The organism is Pseudomonas sp. P110(2024), assembly GCF_057480795.1.
Window position 1 is genome coordinate 269,834 of the sequence record NZ_JBLIYT010000006.1, and the last position, 15,950, is coordinate 285,783.

10 protein-coding genes are annotated in these 15,950 nt (G+C 66.5%); 4 read left to right on the plus strand and 6 right to left on the minus strand.

The window, feature by feature from the left end; genetic code table 11:
- Positions 1–4: 4 nt before the first annotated feature.
- Positions 5–298, plus strand: a complete 294-nt coding sequence (locus AC25ND_RS11895; protein WP_028691188.1) for a hypothetical protein — start codon at positions 5–7, stop codon at positions 296–298.
- Positions 299–409: 111 nt separating this feature from the next.
- Here AC25ND_RS11895 and AC25ND_RS11900 read toward each other — a convergent pair whose 3' ends face one another.
- Entirely contained in the window at positions 410–5,314 is a 4,905-nt protein-coding gene (locus AC25ND_RS11900; protein WP_486976319.1) for an alpha-2-macroglobulin family protein, read from the minus strand.
- Positions 5,315–5,496: 182 nt separating this feature from the next.
- On the opposite strand from AC25ND_RS11900, the gene AC25ND_RS11905 reads away from it, so the two are divergent.
- On the plus strand, positions 5,497–6,834 hold the full coding sequence (locus AC25ND_RS11905; protein ID WP_062364714.1) for an MATE family efflux transporter: 1,338 nt from the start codon (positions 5,497–5,499) through the stop codon (positions 6,832–6,834).
- Positions 6,835–6,950: 116 nt separating this feature from the next.
- Here AC25ND_RS11905 and AC25ND_RS11910 read toward each other — a convergent pair whose 3' ends face one another.
- The 5 genes from AC25ND_RS11910 to AC25ND_RS11930 all read right to left on the minus strand — a co-directional run bounded on the left by AC25ND_RS11910 (position 6,951) and on the right by AC25ND_RS11930 (position 11,900).
- A complete protein-coding gene (locus AC25ND_RS11910; protein ID WP_486976320.1) occupies positions 6,951–7,406 on the minus strand; it encodes an REP-associated tyrosine transposase in 456 nt (151 codons plus the stop codon).
- Positions 7,407–7,614: 208 nt separating this feature from the next.
- On the minus strand, positions 7,615–9,528 hold the full coding sequence (speA, locus tag AC25ND_RS11915) for an arginine decarboxylase (RefSeq protein ID WP_050703606.1): 1,914 nt from the start codon (positions 9,526–9,528) through the stop codon (positions 7,615–7,617).
- 153 nt (positions 9,529–9,681) lie between these two features.
- Positions 9,682–10,053, minus strand: coding sequence for a translation initiation factor Sui1 (locus tag AC25ND_RS11920; protein ID WP_062572770.1), 372 nt, complete (start codon positions 10,051–10,053; stop codon positions 9,682–9,684).
- Positions 10,054–10,294: 241 nt separating this feature from the next.
- The gene (locus AC25ND_RS11925) at positions 10,295–10,831 is read right to left on the minus strand and encodes an NUDIX hydrolase (protein ID WP_028691193.1); all 537 of its coding nucleotides are present in this window, start codon (positions 10,829–10,831) and stop codon (positions 10,295–10,297) included.
- A gap of 1 nt (position 10,832) precedes the next feature.
- On the minus strand, positions 10,833–11,900 hold the full coding sequence (locus tag AC25ND_RS11930; RefSeq protein ID WP_062364716.1) for a DUF2333 family protein: 1,068 nt from the start codon (positions 11,898–11,900) through the stop codon (positions 10,833–10,835).
- A gap of 249 nt (positions 11,901–12,149) precedes the next feature.
- Between AC25ND_RS11930 and AC25ND_RS11935 the strand changes: the two genes are divergently transcribed.
- Both AC25ND_RS11935 and AC25ND_RS11940 read left to right on the plus strand, forming a co-directional pair.
- Positions 12,150–13,766, plus strand: a complete 1,617-nt coding sequence (locus tag AC25ND_RS11935) for a diguanylate cyclase (RefSeq protein ID WP_028691195.1) — start codon at positions 12,150–12,152, stop codon at positions 13,764–13,766.
- A gap of 395 nt (positions 13,767–14,161) precedes the next feature.
- On the plus strand, positions 14,162–15,907 hold the full coding sequence (locus tag AC25ND_RS11940) for a methyl-accepting chemotaxis protein (protein WP_486976356.1): 1,746 nt from the start codon (positions 14,162–14,164) through the stop codon (positions 15,905–15,907).
- Positions 15,908–15,950 lie beyond the last annotated feature (43 nt).

A 15,950-nucleotide genomic window follows, 5' to 3' on the forward strand; every position in this document is an offset into this window, starting at 1 on the left:
GACTATGCATGTAGAAGGTTTTTTCGAGTGGCTGGGCCAGGTACTGGGTTCGGTGATCCGTTTCATCGTCGACGGCCTGAGCGGGTTGTTCAACCTGCTGGCCAACGCCGGCGGCAATTTCATCGATGGCCTGGCGCGCACGCTGGGCATGGACACCTCGCTGGTCAGCATCCTGGCGCTGATCGTCGGCCTGATGCTGCTGTACTCGGCGATACGCGCGTTCATGCGGGCGTCGATCATCCTCGGGATCATCTGGGCATTGCTGGGGTTGTGGGTGTTGAGTTGGGTCGTTCACTGAACCTCGTGGGAGCGGGCTTGCCCCGCGATGGCGTCCGTACGGTCGGCATTGCTGCCTGACCTGACGCTATCGCGGGGCAAGCCCGCTCCCACGAGTCGCTTCCTGCGTTGCCTAGCGGGCGCGTACCACCATTTCACCCTGGCTGTCGCCGATCGCCTGCAGGTTCGGCCGGTACATTGACTCCACCTGCGGCGGCGGGATGCGGTAGCTGCCCGGGGTCACGGCACGTGCCAGGTACAGCAGGTGGGTGGTGCCGTAGCTGTCGAGCTTGAGCGCAGCCACGTAGCGGTCGTCACGGTACTCCTGGTGCACCACGCTGGCATTCTGCATCGACTCGCGCCACTGCTTCACCGCGCTGCTGGCGTTGTCCAGGCTGGCGGCGCTCTGCGCCAGGTTCTGGTTCTCCAGCTCCAGGCCCGCCGGCAGCAGGTCGACCACCAGGGCATCCGGCACCTGATCCTGCGCCTTGAGCGCCAGGTGCACCAGCACCAGGTCACCGCTGCGCAGGTTGCGTACATCCAGCGCCTGGCCGTTCATGCCCAGGTACTCGCGGCGGATCTCCATGCCGTTGCCGCTGGCGGCCGGGGCCTGGCGCGGGTAGCCGGACAGGGTCAGCTGCTGGTACAGGGTGTCGCCGCCCTGGTTCTGCACGGTCAGCGGCGAGGCCAGCAGCGGGCCTTCGAGTTTCATGCCCGAGTCGTTGTTGTCGAACTCGCGCACTTCACCGGCGCTGTCCAGGCGAGCTTTCCAGTTGCCTTCCGGCTTGCCCAACAGGCCACGGCCGGCGAGGAACAGCGCGTTGCGCTCCTGGGTGGACAGCCAGCGATTGGCGGCCAGCTCGTCGGACAGGCCGAACAGACGCTGGTCGACCTGGTTGCCGGCGAGGTTGTTCTCCTGCAGCAGGGCGAGGATCAGCGCCTGGTCACGCAGGGCACTGCCGTAGTCGGCCATCCAGCCTTTGCTGCGAGTCACGGCCAGGCCTGCCTGCAATGCCTGCTGCGAACGCTGCTTGTCGCCCATCTTGTCCAGCGCCACCGCCAGTTGCACCAGCGGCAGGCCGGAGCGGGCGTCGGCGCGGCGTTCAAACAGGCTGCGCAGGGCGCCCAGCGGCGCCTGTTGGCTACGCGCCAGCACCAGGCCAGCGTAGGCCTGCACGGCGAACCGGGTGTGGTCGGCGTTCTGGCTGTAGTCGACTTCGATCAGGTTGCGCTCCTGCACATACCGCAGCAGGCGCTCGCTGGCCTTCTTCAGCACTTCGGCGGGTACACCGTAGCCTTGCTCACGGGCGCGCAGCAGGAAGTCGGTGACGTAGGCGGTCAGCCAGTACTCCTCCTCGCTGTCCGAGCTCCATAGGCCGAAGCTGCCGTTGTAGCGCTGCATGCCCAGCAGGTGCTCGATGCCCATCTCGATCTTGCGCTTGCGCACATCGGCCGGCTCGCCCTTGATGCCCAGGCGCTTGAGGCTGTCGGCATCGGCGTACAGCGACGGGTACAAGCCACTGGTGGTCTGCTCCAGGCAGCCGTAGGGGTAAGCTTCCAGGGCGCGGATCTGCTCGCCCAGGTTGAGCGGCGGGCGGCTCGACAGTGCAAGGCTGGCCTCGAGGCCCGCCGGTTCGAACTCGGCCAGGTCGCTCTCCGGCAGGCTCCAGGGCTGGTCCTTGAGGGCCACGCGGTAGTGCTTGAGCATCGCCGGGTAGGCCGGGCGCACACCGAGGGTCCACTCGCGCTCGAAGGTGTTGGCCGGCTCGCCCGGCAGCTGCAGGCCATTGACCTGCACCCGCACCTTGCCCTGCCCCAGGCCGCCCTGGGCCTGCACTGGGATCATCAGGGTGGTGCGCTGGCCTTCGGCCAGGGTGAAATTCTGCTGGGCACCACCGACCAGGCTCAGCTGGCCTTCGGCGATCAGTTGCACGCTCAGTTGCTGGTCGCGGCCGGACAGGTTGGCCAGGTCCAGCGCCAGCCGGGTGCGGTCACCACCGGCGAGGAAACGCGGCGCGGACAGCTCGGCGATCAGCGGCGCGGCGACCACGGTCTTGCCTTCGGCCATGCCGAAGTGTTCCTCGGTCCAGGCCTGGGCCATCAAGCGCAGTTCACCGTTGAAGTCGGGGATATCGACGGTGGCCTGGCCTTCGCCTTTCTCGTCGAGGTTCACTGGCAAGCTTTGCTGGGCAACGATGGTCACTGTGGTGTTCGGCCGCTTGCCGCCCTTGGCCATGGCGGCGTCACCACCGAAGGCGAGACTGGCCAGGCGGCCCTGGCCGGCCTCGATCAGCTGGCCGTAGATGTCCAGCTGGTCGGCGCCATAGGCCTTGCGGCCGAACAGGCTGGCGAACGGGTCGGGGGTCTTGAAGTCGGTGATATTGAGGATGCCCACATCCACGGCTGACAGCAGCACATGCACCTGCTTCGGCACGCTGCCGTCGGCGTTGACCGCCTTGAACTTCACGGTCAGCGGTTGCTTGGGTCGCATTTTCTCCGGCGCCTGCAGCGACACGGCCAGCTTGCGCTCGGCGCGGTCCAGCGGCAGGTGCAGCACACCCACGGCGCGTTTCGGCGTGGCATTGGCCTTGCGCTCGCCCGGGCGGATCACCAGGGCGCTGATGTACAGGTCGTGGCGCGCCCACTTCTTGTCCAGCTCGACGTCGAAGGTCTTGCCCTCGGCGGGCACGTCGATTTCCTGCCACCACAGCGGGCCGTCGGCGGATTCGATCATCAGGTAGCCGCTGCCGGCGGCCGGCGGGGTGACGGTGACCTTGGCGGTACCGCCGTCCTTGTAGGCCGGCTTGTCCAGGGCGATCTTGACCTGATCGGGGCGCACCGCGCCGCCTTCGGCGTTGTCCTGGGCACGGTAGCCGGCCCAGAAGCGCGCGCTGGAGACCAGGCCGGTCTGCGGATCTTCCACCTCGACGCGGTACGGGCCCCACTCCACCTGGAAATTCAGCTTGGCGGTGGAGCCGGCCTTCACGCTGACGGTCTCCTCGGCCTGGGTGAGGAATTTCTCGTTGTAGTTGTAGCTCCAGCCGTCGCTCTGCGAGTAGTTCCAGTAGTAGTCGCGGCGCTCGCGGATCAGGCGCACCTTCAGGTTGTCGGCGGCCAGCTTCTTGCCTTCGCGGTCGGCCACCAGGAACTCGAATTCCACCGGGCCGTCACCGTCGGTCTCTTCGCCGTCGAACAGGCCGCGCAGGCCCGGCAGGCGGTCGGCGGGCCAGATCGGCTGCTCCAGGCGCCGGGTGATCGGCCGGCCGCCGGACTCCTGCAGGCTGGCCTGCACAGTCAGTTGCAGTGGCGAGCGGGCTTCGGCCCAGCGGCTTTCTATATCGATGCGGGCCTTGCCGTTCTGGTCGAGGGTGACTTCGTCCAGCTCCAGGTCCTGGTTCAGGTCGGTCTCGGTGACCGCGCCGAACTGGTAGCCCGGCAGCGCCTTCACCGCTTCGCGCAGCGGGCGCACGTAAGCCTGGCCGCTGAGGCGGTTGCCGGCGGCCGGCGCGCCGTAGAGGTAACGGCCATTGACCTGGATGGTGGCAGTCTCATCCGGCGCCAGCGGCGTGCTGCTGCCCTTGAGCTCCAGCGCCAGGCGCTCGGGGAGGAAGTCCTCGACGAGGAATTCGTAGACCTGCTTGCGACCACCGCCCAGGTCCAGCAGCAGTTGCCAGCGGCCGGTCGGGGCCTCGGTGGCCAGTTGCAACTGGTACTGGAACAGGCCGTTCTTGTCGGCCTCCCAGACGAACTTGCGGCTGACCTGTTCGTCCGGACGGCGCACTTCCACATTCACCGGCTGGGCCTTGACCGGCTTGCCGTCCTGGTCACGCAGCAGGCCGTTGAGCAGCACAGTCTCGCCCGGGCGGTAGAGGTCGCGCGGACCGAAGATGAAGAACTGCAGCGGGTTGGCCTGGGGGCCGGTGATGTCGAACTCGGCCAGGTCCAGGGCCGCGGTGTTCAGGCGCAGGAGAGTGGTGTGCACGCCCTGGGTGGCGATCAGGGTGTCGGCCTTGGCGGTGATCGGCAGCTGGGCATGGCCGTCGCCGTCGGTCTTGGCCTGGGCCAGCAGCTTGCCCTTGTCGTCGTGCAGTTCGAGGGTGACGTCCTTGAGCGCCTTGCCACCTTCCAGTGCCTGGGCGAACACGTCCAGGCGGTCGCGGTAGCGGTGCGCGGAGACGCCGATGTCGCTCAGGGTGAACAGGGTCGCCGGCTGCGAATAGTCATAGGTGCCCGAGGCGCGCATCACCGCCAGGTACACGCCCGGCTCCTGCAGCGGCTTGATTCCGGCGATCGGCAGCAGCACGGTCTCGCGGGTGTTGCGCGCGGGGTTGAGGTCGAAGCGGCCGCTGTAGACCAGCTCGGCCATCTCCAGGGTTTCCTTGGACTGGTAGTAGTAGAGGCTGGAATTGCGGCCCCAGTTGACCAGGAAGCTGGAAAGCATGTCCGGCTTGATGCGGAAAAACTCGACATCGACCTTGTCGACGTTCAGGGCGATCACCGGCAGGCCTTCGGCCAGGCGCGTGGGCAGCAGCGAACCACGGCTGGCGAAGCCCACGGTTGGCTGCATGTCGCGGGTCTCGAAACGGCTGACCGATTCGGCTTCAAGCTGGTTGCCGTTGACCGAGAGCAGGCCCTTGTCGATGGTCAGGACCATCTTGCGCTGCGGCTCCAGATGGCGCAGGCGCAGTTCCATCTGGTTGTCGGAGAGTTCCCAGGCACCGTCGACCTTGCCCTTTACGGTGTCGACCAGGTGCAGCTTGGCGGCAAAGTCCTGGTTGGCGTCCAACGGCGCGGAGACGCTGACCGACAGGGTGCTGGCACCGTCGAGCTGGACTTCCGAGACGTCCAGCACAGTCAGCTCGCGGCCCGCGTAGCGCTTGGCGAGCAGCGCCGGGTCTTCGCGCTTGGCCGCCTTGGTTTCGGCGGGCGCAACGGCGGTGGCGGCATCGGCGGGGGCCGATGGCTTGTCCGGCGTGGAAGAATCACAGGCACTGAGCAGGGCCAGCGCGCAGGCCAGCAACAATCCTTTGTTAAGCATTTGAGAGGGGACTCTTCGGCAGCGTGTACGTGAGGGAGGCAACTATAGCGCAACGCCGCAGGGCTTACCTGGCGATGCGCGGCAAGTGAGACCCTGTTCGCGCCGATTGGTTGCCTGGTCGGTACAATGGCGTATTTGATCTTGCAAGGGGGCGCGAAGCGGCCCTGCAACGAAGGATTCGCATGTCTTCACTGTCCACCGCCTGGCGCGACCGCCCCACCCACCACAAGGTCTGGGCACTGGCCGCGCCGATGATCCTGTCCAACATCTCGGTGCCGCTGGTGGCGCTGGTCGACAGCACGGTGATCGGCCACCTGCCCCACGCCCACCAGCTGGGCGCGGTGGCCGTGGGCGCCACGCTGTTCACTTTCATGGTCGGCCTGATGGGCTTCCTGCGCATGGGCTCCACCGGCTTCGCCGCCCAGGCCGCCGGCCGCGCCGACGGCGCCGCGCTGCGTCAAGTGCTGGTGCAGGGGCTGCTGCTGGCACTGGCCTTCGCCCTGCTGATCGGCCTGCTCGCCCTGCCCTTCAGCCAGTTGGCGCTGCACGCGATGCAGCCCAGCGAGGCGCTGCATGCCTCCACCGAGGCATTCTTCCATACGCGCCTGCTCGGCCTGCCGGCGGCGCTGGCCAGCTACGCCCTGGTTGGCTGGTTCCTCGGCACGCAGAACGCCCGGGCGCCGCTGGCGATCCTGCTGACCACCAACCTGCTGAACATCGCCCTGAACCTGTGGTTCGTGCTCGGCCTGGACTGGGGCGTGGTCGGCTCGGCACGGGCCTCGGTGATCGCCGAGTGGTGCGCCGCCCTGCTCGGCCTGGCCCTCACCCGCCCGGCGCTGCGCGCCTACCCCGGGCATATCGCCTGGGCCGCGCTGAAGCGCTGGCAGGCCTGGCGGCCCTTGCTGGCGGTGAACCGCGATATCTTCCTGCGCAGCCTCGCGCTGCAGCTGGTTTTCCTGCTGTTGACCGTGCAGGGTGCACGGCTGGGTGAAGCGACGGTGGCGGCCAATGCCTTGCTGCTCAACGGGCTGATGCTCACCGCCTACGCCCTCGATGGCCTGGCCCATGCGGTCGAGGCGCTGTGTGGGCACGCCATCGGCGCCCGTGATCGCGATGCCCTGAAGCGGGCGCTTGCAGTGGCCTGCGGGTGGTCGTTGATCGTCAGCCTGGGGTTTGCGGTGCTGTTCCTGCTGGGCGGCCATCTGTTCATCGACCTGCAGACCGATATCGCCAGTGTGCGCGAGGCGGCGTATCCGTACTTGCCTTATCTGGCGGTGCTGCCGTTGGTGGCGGTGTGGAGTTATCTGCTGGATGGGCTGTTCATCGGCGCCACCCGGGCGCGAGAGATGCGCAATGCGATGCTGGTGTCGGTGGTGATCGCGTTGCCTGTGGCGGTTGTCATGCGTGGGTTCGGCAACCATGGGTTGTGGTTGGCCTTCTTGCTGTTCATGGCGCTGAGGGCGGTGACGCTGGGGTGGGTGGGGTGGCGGTTACAGCAACGGGATCGTTGGGTTCGGTGAAGCAGGGGGCGCTTTGCGCCCCTTTCGCGACACAAGGCCGCTTCCACAGGGGATCGCGGTCATCTGTAGGAGCGGCCTTGTGTCGCGAAATGAGGGCGAAGCCCTTACCTGCGGGGTTACAGCCACACACAATCCCAATGTGAATACTCGCCGGCACGCTTGGCCAACCCTGCACGAATGGGATTGGCAACAATGTACCGGGCAACCGCTTTGACATCCTCTTCCCGCCGCAAGGCCCGGTCGTGATAACCGGTCTGCCAGATGTGCCGCCGTTCGACACCCTCGCGGTATAGCGCATTGCTGCTGCGAGATTTGAACGCACACATCAGTGTGCTCAGGTGGATGTGCCCAAGCTCGACAAGCCAATGCACATGGTCAGGCATCAGGACCCAAGCCAAGGTGCGACAAGCATGTTTCTGATCACAAAGGCGCATCTGGTTGACCACGACTCGGGTGAGATTGAAATCAGCGAACAGCGGTTTGCGGTCGCGGGTAGTGGTTGTCAGCAAATAGTGGCGCCCAGGCTCGGAAACTCGTCCTCGACGTAGAAGATGGGAGTGTGGGCTATCCATGTCGTGCTCCTTTGAACATTGCATTCAAAGTTAGCCGTGGTGGCAAGGTGGACAGCTACTGGATCATTTCTCGATGTGACTTCGGTGAGGGCTTCGCCCTCATTTCGCGACACAAGGCCGCTCCCACAGGTACCGGGATTCCATAAGGAATTGCAATACCTGTGGGAGCGGCCTTGTGTCGCGAAAGGCCCGCAACGCGGGCCCCAGCTTACGAAGACAAGTACGAAGACCGGGTCAACCCAAGCCGCAACGCATCAAGGAACTGCGTGCGCTCGCGCGCGCTGATCCGTGCGCTGGCCACCTTGTCGCGGTAGTGGGTCATCAACTCCTCCGGCGACAGGTGCACGTAGCGCAGCATGTCCTCGATGGTGTCGTGGGTCTCGATGCCGGCGTGGTACACGCTACCGTCGGCGTTCTGGTAGATGTTCACCGAGTCGGTGTCACCAAACAGGTTGTGCATGTCGCCGAGGATTTCCTGGTACGCGCCCACCAGGAACACGCCCAGCAGGTAGTCCTCGCCTTCCTTGACCGCGTGCACCGGCATGCTGGTCTCGATGCTCTGCTCGTCGACGTACTGGTTGATCTTGCCGTCGGAGTCGCAGGTCAAATCCTGCAGCACGGCGCGGCGCAGCGGCTCTTCGTCCAGACGGTGCAGCGGGATGATCGGCAGCACCTGGCCGATGGCCCAGGTGTCCGGCAAGCTCTGGAACACCGAGAAGTTGCAGATGTACTTGTCGGCCAGCTTGTCGTTCAGCTCGTCCAGCACCTGGCGGTGCGAGCGCTGGCGGGCCTTGAGCGAGTTGTGCAGGCGGCGGCACACGGCGAAGTAGCACTGCTCGGCCAGGGCTTTTTCAGCCAGGGTCAGCTTGCCGTCGGCGTACTGCGCGGCCACGTCGCCCATGTAGTGGGTGGCACGCCAGTAGGTCTCGGTGACCATCTCGATGTCGGTGGGGCCGAGCAGGTCGGCCAGCCACTGCACGGTCTCGGGCAGCGACTCCTTGTTCTCGATGGTCGGCATCTCGTCGTTGTGGCTCTCGACGTCGGTCACCTGGATCACCAGCATGGCGTGGTGCGCGGTCAGCGAGCGGCCGCTCTCGGAGAAGATGTGCGGGTGCGGCAGGCCCTGCGCGTCGCAGAACTCCTTGAGCATCCCGACCACCACGCCGGCGTAGTCGTCCATGTCGTAGTTGATCGAGCTGGCGTTGCGCGAGTGGGTGCCGTCGTAGTCCACGCCCAGGCCGCCGCCAACGTCGATGTGATCGACCGGCAGGCCCAGGGCGCGCAGCTCGCCGTAGTAGCGGATGGCTTCCTTGAAGCCGTGCTGGTAGTCGGCCAGATTGGCGATCTGCGACCCCATGTGGAAGTGCAGCAGGCGGATGCCCTGGTCGAGCCCTGCGTCACGGAAGCGCTGCACCACCGAAATCAGCTGGGCGGCGGACAGGCCGAACTTGGACTTCTCGCCCCCGGTGTCGGCCCACTTGCTCGAGGCCAGCGACGACAGGCGCACGCGCAGGCCGACCTGCGGCTTGACCTTCAGCTCCGCGGCTTCCTCGATCACCAGGGCGACCTCGGATTCCTTCTCGATGACGATGAACACGTTGTGGCCGAGCTTCTGACCCATCAGCGCCAGGCGGATGAACTCGCGGTCCTTGTAGCCGTTGCAGACGATGGTGCCGCCCTTCGGCGCCAGCGCCAGCACCGCCAGCAGCTCGGGCTTGGAGCCAGCTTCCAGGCCGATGGAGACGTTCTGGGTGGCGATGATGTTCTCGACCACCGCTTCCTGCTGGTTGACCTTGATCGGGTACAGCGCGGTGTACTGGCTCTGGTACTCCAGGCGCGCGATGTTGGCGTCGAAGGCGCCGGTCAGCTGGCGCACGCGGTCCTGCAGGATGTCGGGGAAACGCACCAGCAGCGGCAGCGACAGACCGCTCTGGCGCAGCTCCTGGACCTGCTCGAACAGGTCGATCGGCGCGCTGTCCGGGCCGTTGGGGCGCACTTCGACGCGCCCGGCTTCATTGATGGCGAAATAACCAGCGCCCCAATGGCGGATGCCATAAACACTGCGGCTGTCGGCCACGGTCCACTGGCTACCATCGTCTTTGCGTGTGCGTCGTACGGACATTCAAGTCCCCTGTATGAAAAGTCGATAACACGGCCCCGCTAAGGGCGCAGGCAGTGTAGATACTGAAAATGACGATTCTTCCGTGTCCAGGCATAGACCCTGGCCACCGGAACGAGTTTAGAAAGCACTGGGCAAAAAATCGCGCGGCGGCACTTAGCCGCCGGATTTCTTCGCCTTGAAGCCCTGCTTGATCAGCTCGGCGAGCAACAGCTCGACGTGGTCGCCCTGGATTTCGATGACGCCGTCCTTGAGCGCGCCGCCGGTGCCACAGCGACGCTTGAGCGTGCTGGCAAGTTCCTTGAGCGGCTCCAGCGCCAGCGGCACACCGGTGATGGTGGTCACGGTCTTGCCGCCACGGCCTTTGCTTTCACGGCGCACACGGGCAATGCCGTCGCCTTCGGGGATGACCTGCTGCTTGCAGACACAAGCGTCCACCGGCTGGCCACAGTCGGGACAGTGCCGACCGGCATCGGTGGAATATACGAGACCGCCAAGGGCGGCGAGGGAAGAAGCTTTCTTGGCCACTTTTGTTCCTCGGTGCTGAGGACAAAAACTGGTCGGCGGGAGCCGACCGCGAAGCCCCACTCTGGCAGGGGCGGCGCTACTGCCGCAAGGTCATGCGACAGCCCGAAAAGGGCGCGCAGTGTAACGATAAATCTGGCTGTTGCTAAGTACAGGATTGCGCCATTTTACGAAAGTTTTGCGACCTTCCGGCCACTGGGGCCCTTTCGCGACTCCGGGCGCTCCCCAGGGGCAGCGCAGTCCATCAGATCAGGCCAGCCTGGTACCGCTGCAACGCCACCAGCGAGTCCGGGCAATACGGTCGCTGCGCGCTTTCGGCCTGGGCCTGCTCGACGCTGATGAACCGCGCCTCGATGACCTCCTCGGGCTGCAAGCGCAGCGCCCCGTCCCACACCGCCGAATACACCGCGCACCACAGGCGGTTGCCCGGCTGCTCGAAGTAGAACGTCTCGTGAAAACGCAACTCGACGCCGCTCACCCCCAGCTCCTCGGCCAGCTCCCGGGCCGCCGAGTCGGCGTAGGACTCTTGCCCCCCCACCATGCCGCCGGCCGCCACATCCCAGTACCCGGGATACAACGCCTTGCTCAGTGTGCGCCGGTGCACACACAGCTCGCCGGCACCGTTGAACAGCAGGATGAACGTGCAGCGCCCGATCAGGCCGCGCTCGCGCAGCTCGGCCCGTGGCAGGGCGCCGAGCAGTTGGTCATGCTCGTCCACCCACGCCACCAGCTCGGCGTCGGAGGCCGCGCGGTGCGCGACCTCGGCAGGATTGACCGGCATATCAGCCCTGGGACAGCAGTTGGCGCAGGTCGATGACCGCGGCGTTGGCCCGGGAGATGTAGTTGGCCATCACCAGCGAGTGGTTGGCCCACATGCCAAAGCCGCTGCCGTTGAGCACCATCGGGCTCCACAGCGCTTCCTGCGAGGCTTCCAGCTCGCGGATGATCTGCCGCACGCTGACCGTGGCGTTCTTCTTCGCCAGCACGTCGGCGAAGTCGACCTCGATGGCGCGCAGCAGGTGCGACAGCGCCCAGGCCTGGCCGCGGGCTTCGTAGAACACGTTGTCGATCTGCAGCCACGGGGTCTCGACCACTTCTTCGTCGACCTGCGGCGCCTGGCCAGGGGCCACGGCCTCGGTCTTCAGGGTGTTGTTCAGCTTGACCCGGCCGACGCTGGCCGACAGGCGCTGGGACAGCGAGCCCAGGCGGGTGGCCACGTCGCCCAGCCAGTTGTTCAGGTTGTCGGCGCGGGTGTAGAAGATCGCGCCCTGGTCACCCTTGGCCAGACGGGTCTGGTAACGGTTCAGCGACTTGATGCCCTCTTCGAACTCCGACTCGCTCGACGGCAGGATCCAGCTCTTGTTGTCGAAGTTGAAACGCGGCTCGGCCTTGGCCAGGTCGGCGTCCTCGGTCGACTGCGACTGGGAGCGGGCGAAGTCCTTGCGCAGGGCACGGGACAGGTCGCGCACCTGGACCAGCACGCCGTACTCCCAGCTCGGCATGTTGTCCATCCACAGCCCCGGCGGGAAGCGGTCGTTTGAAATATAGCCGCCCGGCTTGTCGAGCAAAGTGCCGGCGACGGTCTTGAGAGTCTCGACGGTGGTGTAGCCGATGACCATCTGCTGGCCGTTGCGCTCGGCGGCGGCCTGGGCGTTCTGCTGCACCGGGAACAGCTCGGGCTCCTGGCTCCAGTACCAGCCCAGGCCGATGCACACCAGCAGGTAGAGGCCGATCAGGGTCCCCAGGGCACGGCTCCAGAGGCCGCCAAGGTAGCTACGGGTGGCAGCGCCGCGGGTTTCGACCCGCTCACGGGGCTCGGCCTTGGCCTCGCGGTTTTTCCAATCCAGCATGGCATTGTCCTTAATCAGTCACGAACGGTTCAGGGCTTGGACCACAGGCCTCGGCCAGGGTGCCACGACAAGCCCGCATGCCAGCACTATAAAGCAGACGCCGCCATTCGTATAAGCGACCATCGGGTCGGCAACTGAATGACGGTCCTTGAACACTTTGTTGACCCCAGGCACTCGCTTGTCGGAAAAGGGGTGCTAGCATAGAGCCATCATTGAACCTGCGCCCTCCCACTCATAAGTAGTCAGGACATGACCCAGCCAGCCGAGCCGAGCCACGAACGCCTCAAGCAGCATTTTGCCCAGCGGGTGATCCACCAGGCCCGGCAGATCCTCGAGATCTGGCAGCGCCTGCAGCGTGGCGAGTGGTCCAGCGGCGACCTGGGCGAGCTGTGCGAGGCCAACCTGCGTCTGCAGCGCTACGCCGAACGCTTCGAGCAGCCTGAGCACGGCAGCCTGTCGACGGCCATCGGCCAGACCCTGCGCGCCATCGAGGCCAACAGCGCGCGGCTCAACTCCGAACTGATCAGCGAACTCAACCGCCTGATGCAGCGCCTGTCGCGCACCGGCCTGCGCAAGGGCGACCAGCTCGACAACGTGCCCCTGCCGCCACTGCGCAAGCCGGTGTACATCGTCCTGCAGGACCATGAACGCGCCGAGCGCCTGGCCCAGCAGCTGGAGTTCTTCGGCCTGAGCGTGCAGGCGCTGTGCAGCGCCGAGGCGTTCCAGGCGTCGATGAGCGAGCGCCTGCCCTCGGCCATCGTCATGGATGTGGACTTCACTGGCGCCGGCGTCGGCCTGCAGCTGGCGGCCCAAGCCCAGCAGGGGCTGGAGCAGCCGGTGCCGCTGCTGTTCTTCTGCTTGCACGAGACCGACACCCCGACCCGCCTGGCCGCCGTGCGCGCCGGCGGCCAGGAGTTCCTCACCGGCACCCTGGACGCCTCCAGCCTGCTGGAGAAGCTCGAGCTGTTGACCAGCGCCACCCAGTACGACCCGTTCCGCGTGCTGGTGATCGACGACTCCCGCGCCCAGGCCCTGCATACCGAGCGCCTGCTCAACAGCGCCGGGATCATCACCCGCACCCTGACCGAGCCGATCCGCACCATGAGCGAGCTGGCCGACTTCCAGCCCGACCTGATCATCCTCGATATGTACATGCCCGAGTGCACCGGCCCTGAGCTGGCCAAGGTGATCCGCCACAATGACCGCTACGTCAGCGTACCGATCATCTACCTGTCGGCCGAGGACGACCTGGACAAGCAGCTCGACGCCATGAGCGAAGGCGGCGACGACTTCCTCACCAAGCCGATCCGCTCGCGGCACCTGGTGACCACCGTGCGCAACCGTGCCGCCCGTGCTCGCCACCTCAAGGCGCGGATGGTCCGCGACAGCCTCACCGGGCTGTACAACCACACCCATATCCTGCAGCTGCTCGAGGACTGCAGCTTCCGCGCCCGCCGCGAAGCGCAGCCGCTGAGTTTCGCCATGCTCGATATCGACCACTTCAAGAAAATCAACGACCGCCACGGCCACCCCATGGGCGACCGGGTGATCAAGAGCCTGGCGCTGTTCCTCAAGCAGCGCCTGCGCAAGACCGACTTCATCGGCCGCTACGGCGGCGAGGAGTTCGCCATCGTCATGCCCAATACCGGACTGGACGCGGCGCACAAGGTGCTCGACGAAATCCGTCGACGTTTTGCCGAGATCCATTACCCGGCCCAGCCCCACGACCTGCAGTGCACCTTCAGCGCCGGGGTGGTGCAGCTGGACGAGCAGCTCGACGCGCTGACCATGGCCAGCGCCGCGGACGAAGCGCTGTACCGCGCCAAGCATGCCGGACGCAACTGCGTGGTGCGGGTCGAGCCTTAGCCCCCTGTGGGAGCCGGCTTGCCGGACAGAGGCCGACGCAGGAAAACCACAGCAGAAGCCAATACCGGCACTGTGCCACTTTTTTATGGCGCCAGCCCTCCGTCGTCATCACCTCGTCACAAAATCGCAATAACTTCAGGGCCGACTTCTCCACTCCCCTCCGCAGGAAGTTCGCGGCTATGCGCCTGAAGTGGCTGACCAATTTCAACACCCTGTTGCTGGTGACCGTGTGTATTGCCCTGGGCGCGACCCTGTGGTGGTCGCAACGCGCCCTGGAACGTCCCTATCAACTGATGGAGCGCTACCTGGGCCTGTCACAGCAGTTCCAGAACGATGCCGCGCGCAACATCCAGGCCTACCTGGGCAGCGGCGACGCCCTGCGCCACGCGGCGGCCATGGAGGCCAACACTCAGTTGCAGGCGGCCCTGGCCGACTGGCCAGAGCCTTTGTCGGCCAAGCTGCGCCCGAGCCTGGACAGCCTGCAGGGCTTCACCGCCAACGAACTGCTCGCCGCCGGCAAGTTGGCCGGCGATCCCCAGGCCCTGCTGCTGCAAGCCGAGCGGGAGCTGGGGGCGAACCTCGAACAACTGGCCAGCTACGCCCGCGATAGCGCCAGCAGCGACGCCGGCCGCTACCTGACGCCGCTGCTGGAGGCCTCTGTGCACCTGGGCCGGCTGTCCCTGGCCCGGGACAAGCTGGTCAGCAGCGGCCGCGCCGAACTGGCCGCCGAGGTGGAGCGCGAACTGCAACTGATCACCGCCCAGGCCCAGGCCATCGATGACCTGCCGCTGCTGGGGGTGACCCGCGCCGCCGAGTCCAACGCCGATGACTTCGCCGCGATGATGGGCCTGGAATCCCAGGCCAGCAGCCAGCAGGAAGACGTCGCCGTGGGCCTGAAGCGCGAGCTGCACAGCCTGCTCGGCCGCTACCCCGGCGAATTGCAGCGCACCCGCGAACAGATCGAGCGCCGCGCCGCCCTGGCCGCCAGCACCGGCGAGCGCCTGGAAGCGGTGCAGCAGGCCATCGCCGGCCTCGAGCCCGAGGTGCGCGGCCTGCACGCCGCCATCGCCGGCGAAGTGCGCCTGATCCAGGGCCTGATGATCGGCCTGATCCTGCTGATCGCCCTGCTGATCGACACCCTGCAGCGCCGCCTGGCACGCACCCTGACCAGCCTGGCCCCGGCATTGTCGCGCTGGGCCGAGGGCGATTTCGCCCAGGCCATCGCCCTGGGCCGCACCAACCGCGAGCTGCACGATATCCAGGAGTCGCTGAACCGCCTGCGCCAGTACCTGGTGGAACTGGTCGGTACCATCCGCCACAACGCCGAGCAGGTGGCCGGCAGCAGCCATGCCCTGGCCGGCATGAGCAGCGCCCTGCACGACGGCGCCGAGCGCCAGGCCGGCGACACGGCGCAGATCCGCGACGCCCTGGGCGAGCTGGAGGCGACCATCCAGCAGGTGGCCGGCGATGCCAGCGCCGCCGCCGAGGCCAGCCGCGATGCTGGCCGGGCCGTGGAGCAGGGCCAGACGGTGATCGGCCAGAGCCTGTCCGGCCTGCGTTCGCTGGTCGACGAGGTGCAGGGCAACGCGCGGATGATCGAGCAACTGGCGGAAGAGTCGGCGACCATCGGTGGCGTGCTCACGGTGATCCGGGCGATTGCCGAACAGACCAACCTGCTGGCCCTCAATGCCGCCATCGAAGCGGCCCGGGCCGGCGAGATGGGCCGTGGCTTCGCCGTGGTCGCGGATGAAGTGCGCTCGCTGGCCCAGCGCACCACCGGCGCCACCGGCGAGATCCAGGCGCTGATCGACCGCCTGCAGCAGGCCGCCCGCAGTTCGGTGGACGGCATGCGCACCCAGCTGGAACACGCCGAGGCCACGGCCAACCAGGCGCAGTCGGCCGATGGCGCGCTGGACGCGATCGTCAGTGCCATCCGCACCATTGCCGACACGGCGGTGCGGATCGCCGATGTGACCGCGCAGCAAACCGGGGCGGTGAGCGAGATCCGCGACCACAGCGAACGGATTCATGAGCTGGGCGAGGACAACCTGCAGCGCATTGGCGAAGGGCGTGAGCAGGGCGAGCAGTTGCTCAAGCTGGGGGGCGAGTTGAACACGGCGGTGCGGGCGTTCAGGCTCTAACCCCTGCTTGATGGCGCTGCTTCGCAGCCCATCGCGACACAAG

Coding starts and splice junctions, on each gene's coding strand:
- AC25ND_RS11930 (WP_062364716.1), bottom strand. CDS start 11,900: ATGCTGGATTGGAAAAACCGCGAGGCCAAGGCCGAGCCCCGTGAGCGG.
- AC25ND_RS11910 (WP_486976320.1), bottom strand. CDS start 7,406: ATGGATAGCCCACACTCCCATCTTCTACGTCGAGGACGAGTTTCCGAG.
- AC25ND_RS11935 (WP_028691195.1), top strand. CDS start 12,150: ATGACCCAGCCAGCCGAGCCGAGCCACGAACGCCTCAAGCAGCATTTT.
- AC25ND_RS11940 (WP_486976356.1), top strand. CDS start 14,162: ATGGAGGCCAACACTCAGTTGCAGGCGGCCCTGGCCGACTGGCCAGAG.
- AC25ND_RS11895 (WP_028691188.1), top strand. CDS start 5: ATGCATGTAGAAGGTTTTTTCGAGTGGCTGGGCCAGGTACTGGGTTCG.
- AC25ND_RS11905 (WP_062364714.1), top strand. CDS start 5,497: ATGTCTTCACTGTCCACCGCCTGGCGCGACCGCCCCACCCACCACAAG.
- AC25ND_RS11925 (WP_028691193.1), bottom strand. CDS start 10,831: ATGCCGGTCAATCCTGCCGAGGTCGCGCACCGCGCGGCCTCCGACGCC.
- AC25ND_RS11900 (WP_486976319.1), bottom strand. CDS start 5,314: ATGCTTAACAAAGGATTGTTGCTGGCCTGCGCGCTGGCCCTGCTCAGT.
- speA (WP_050703606.1), bottom strand. CDS start 9,528: ATGTCCGTACGACGCACACGCAAAGACGATGGTAGCCAGTGGACCGTG.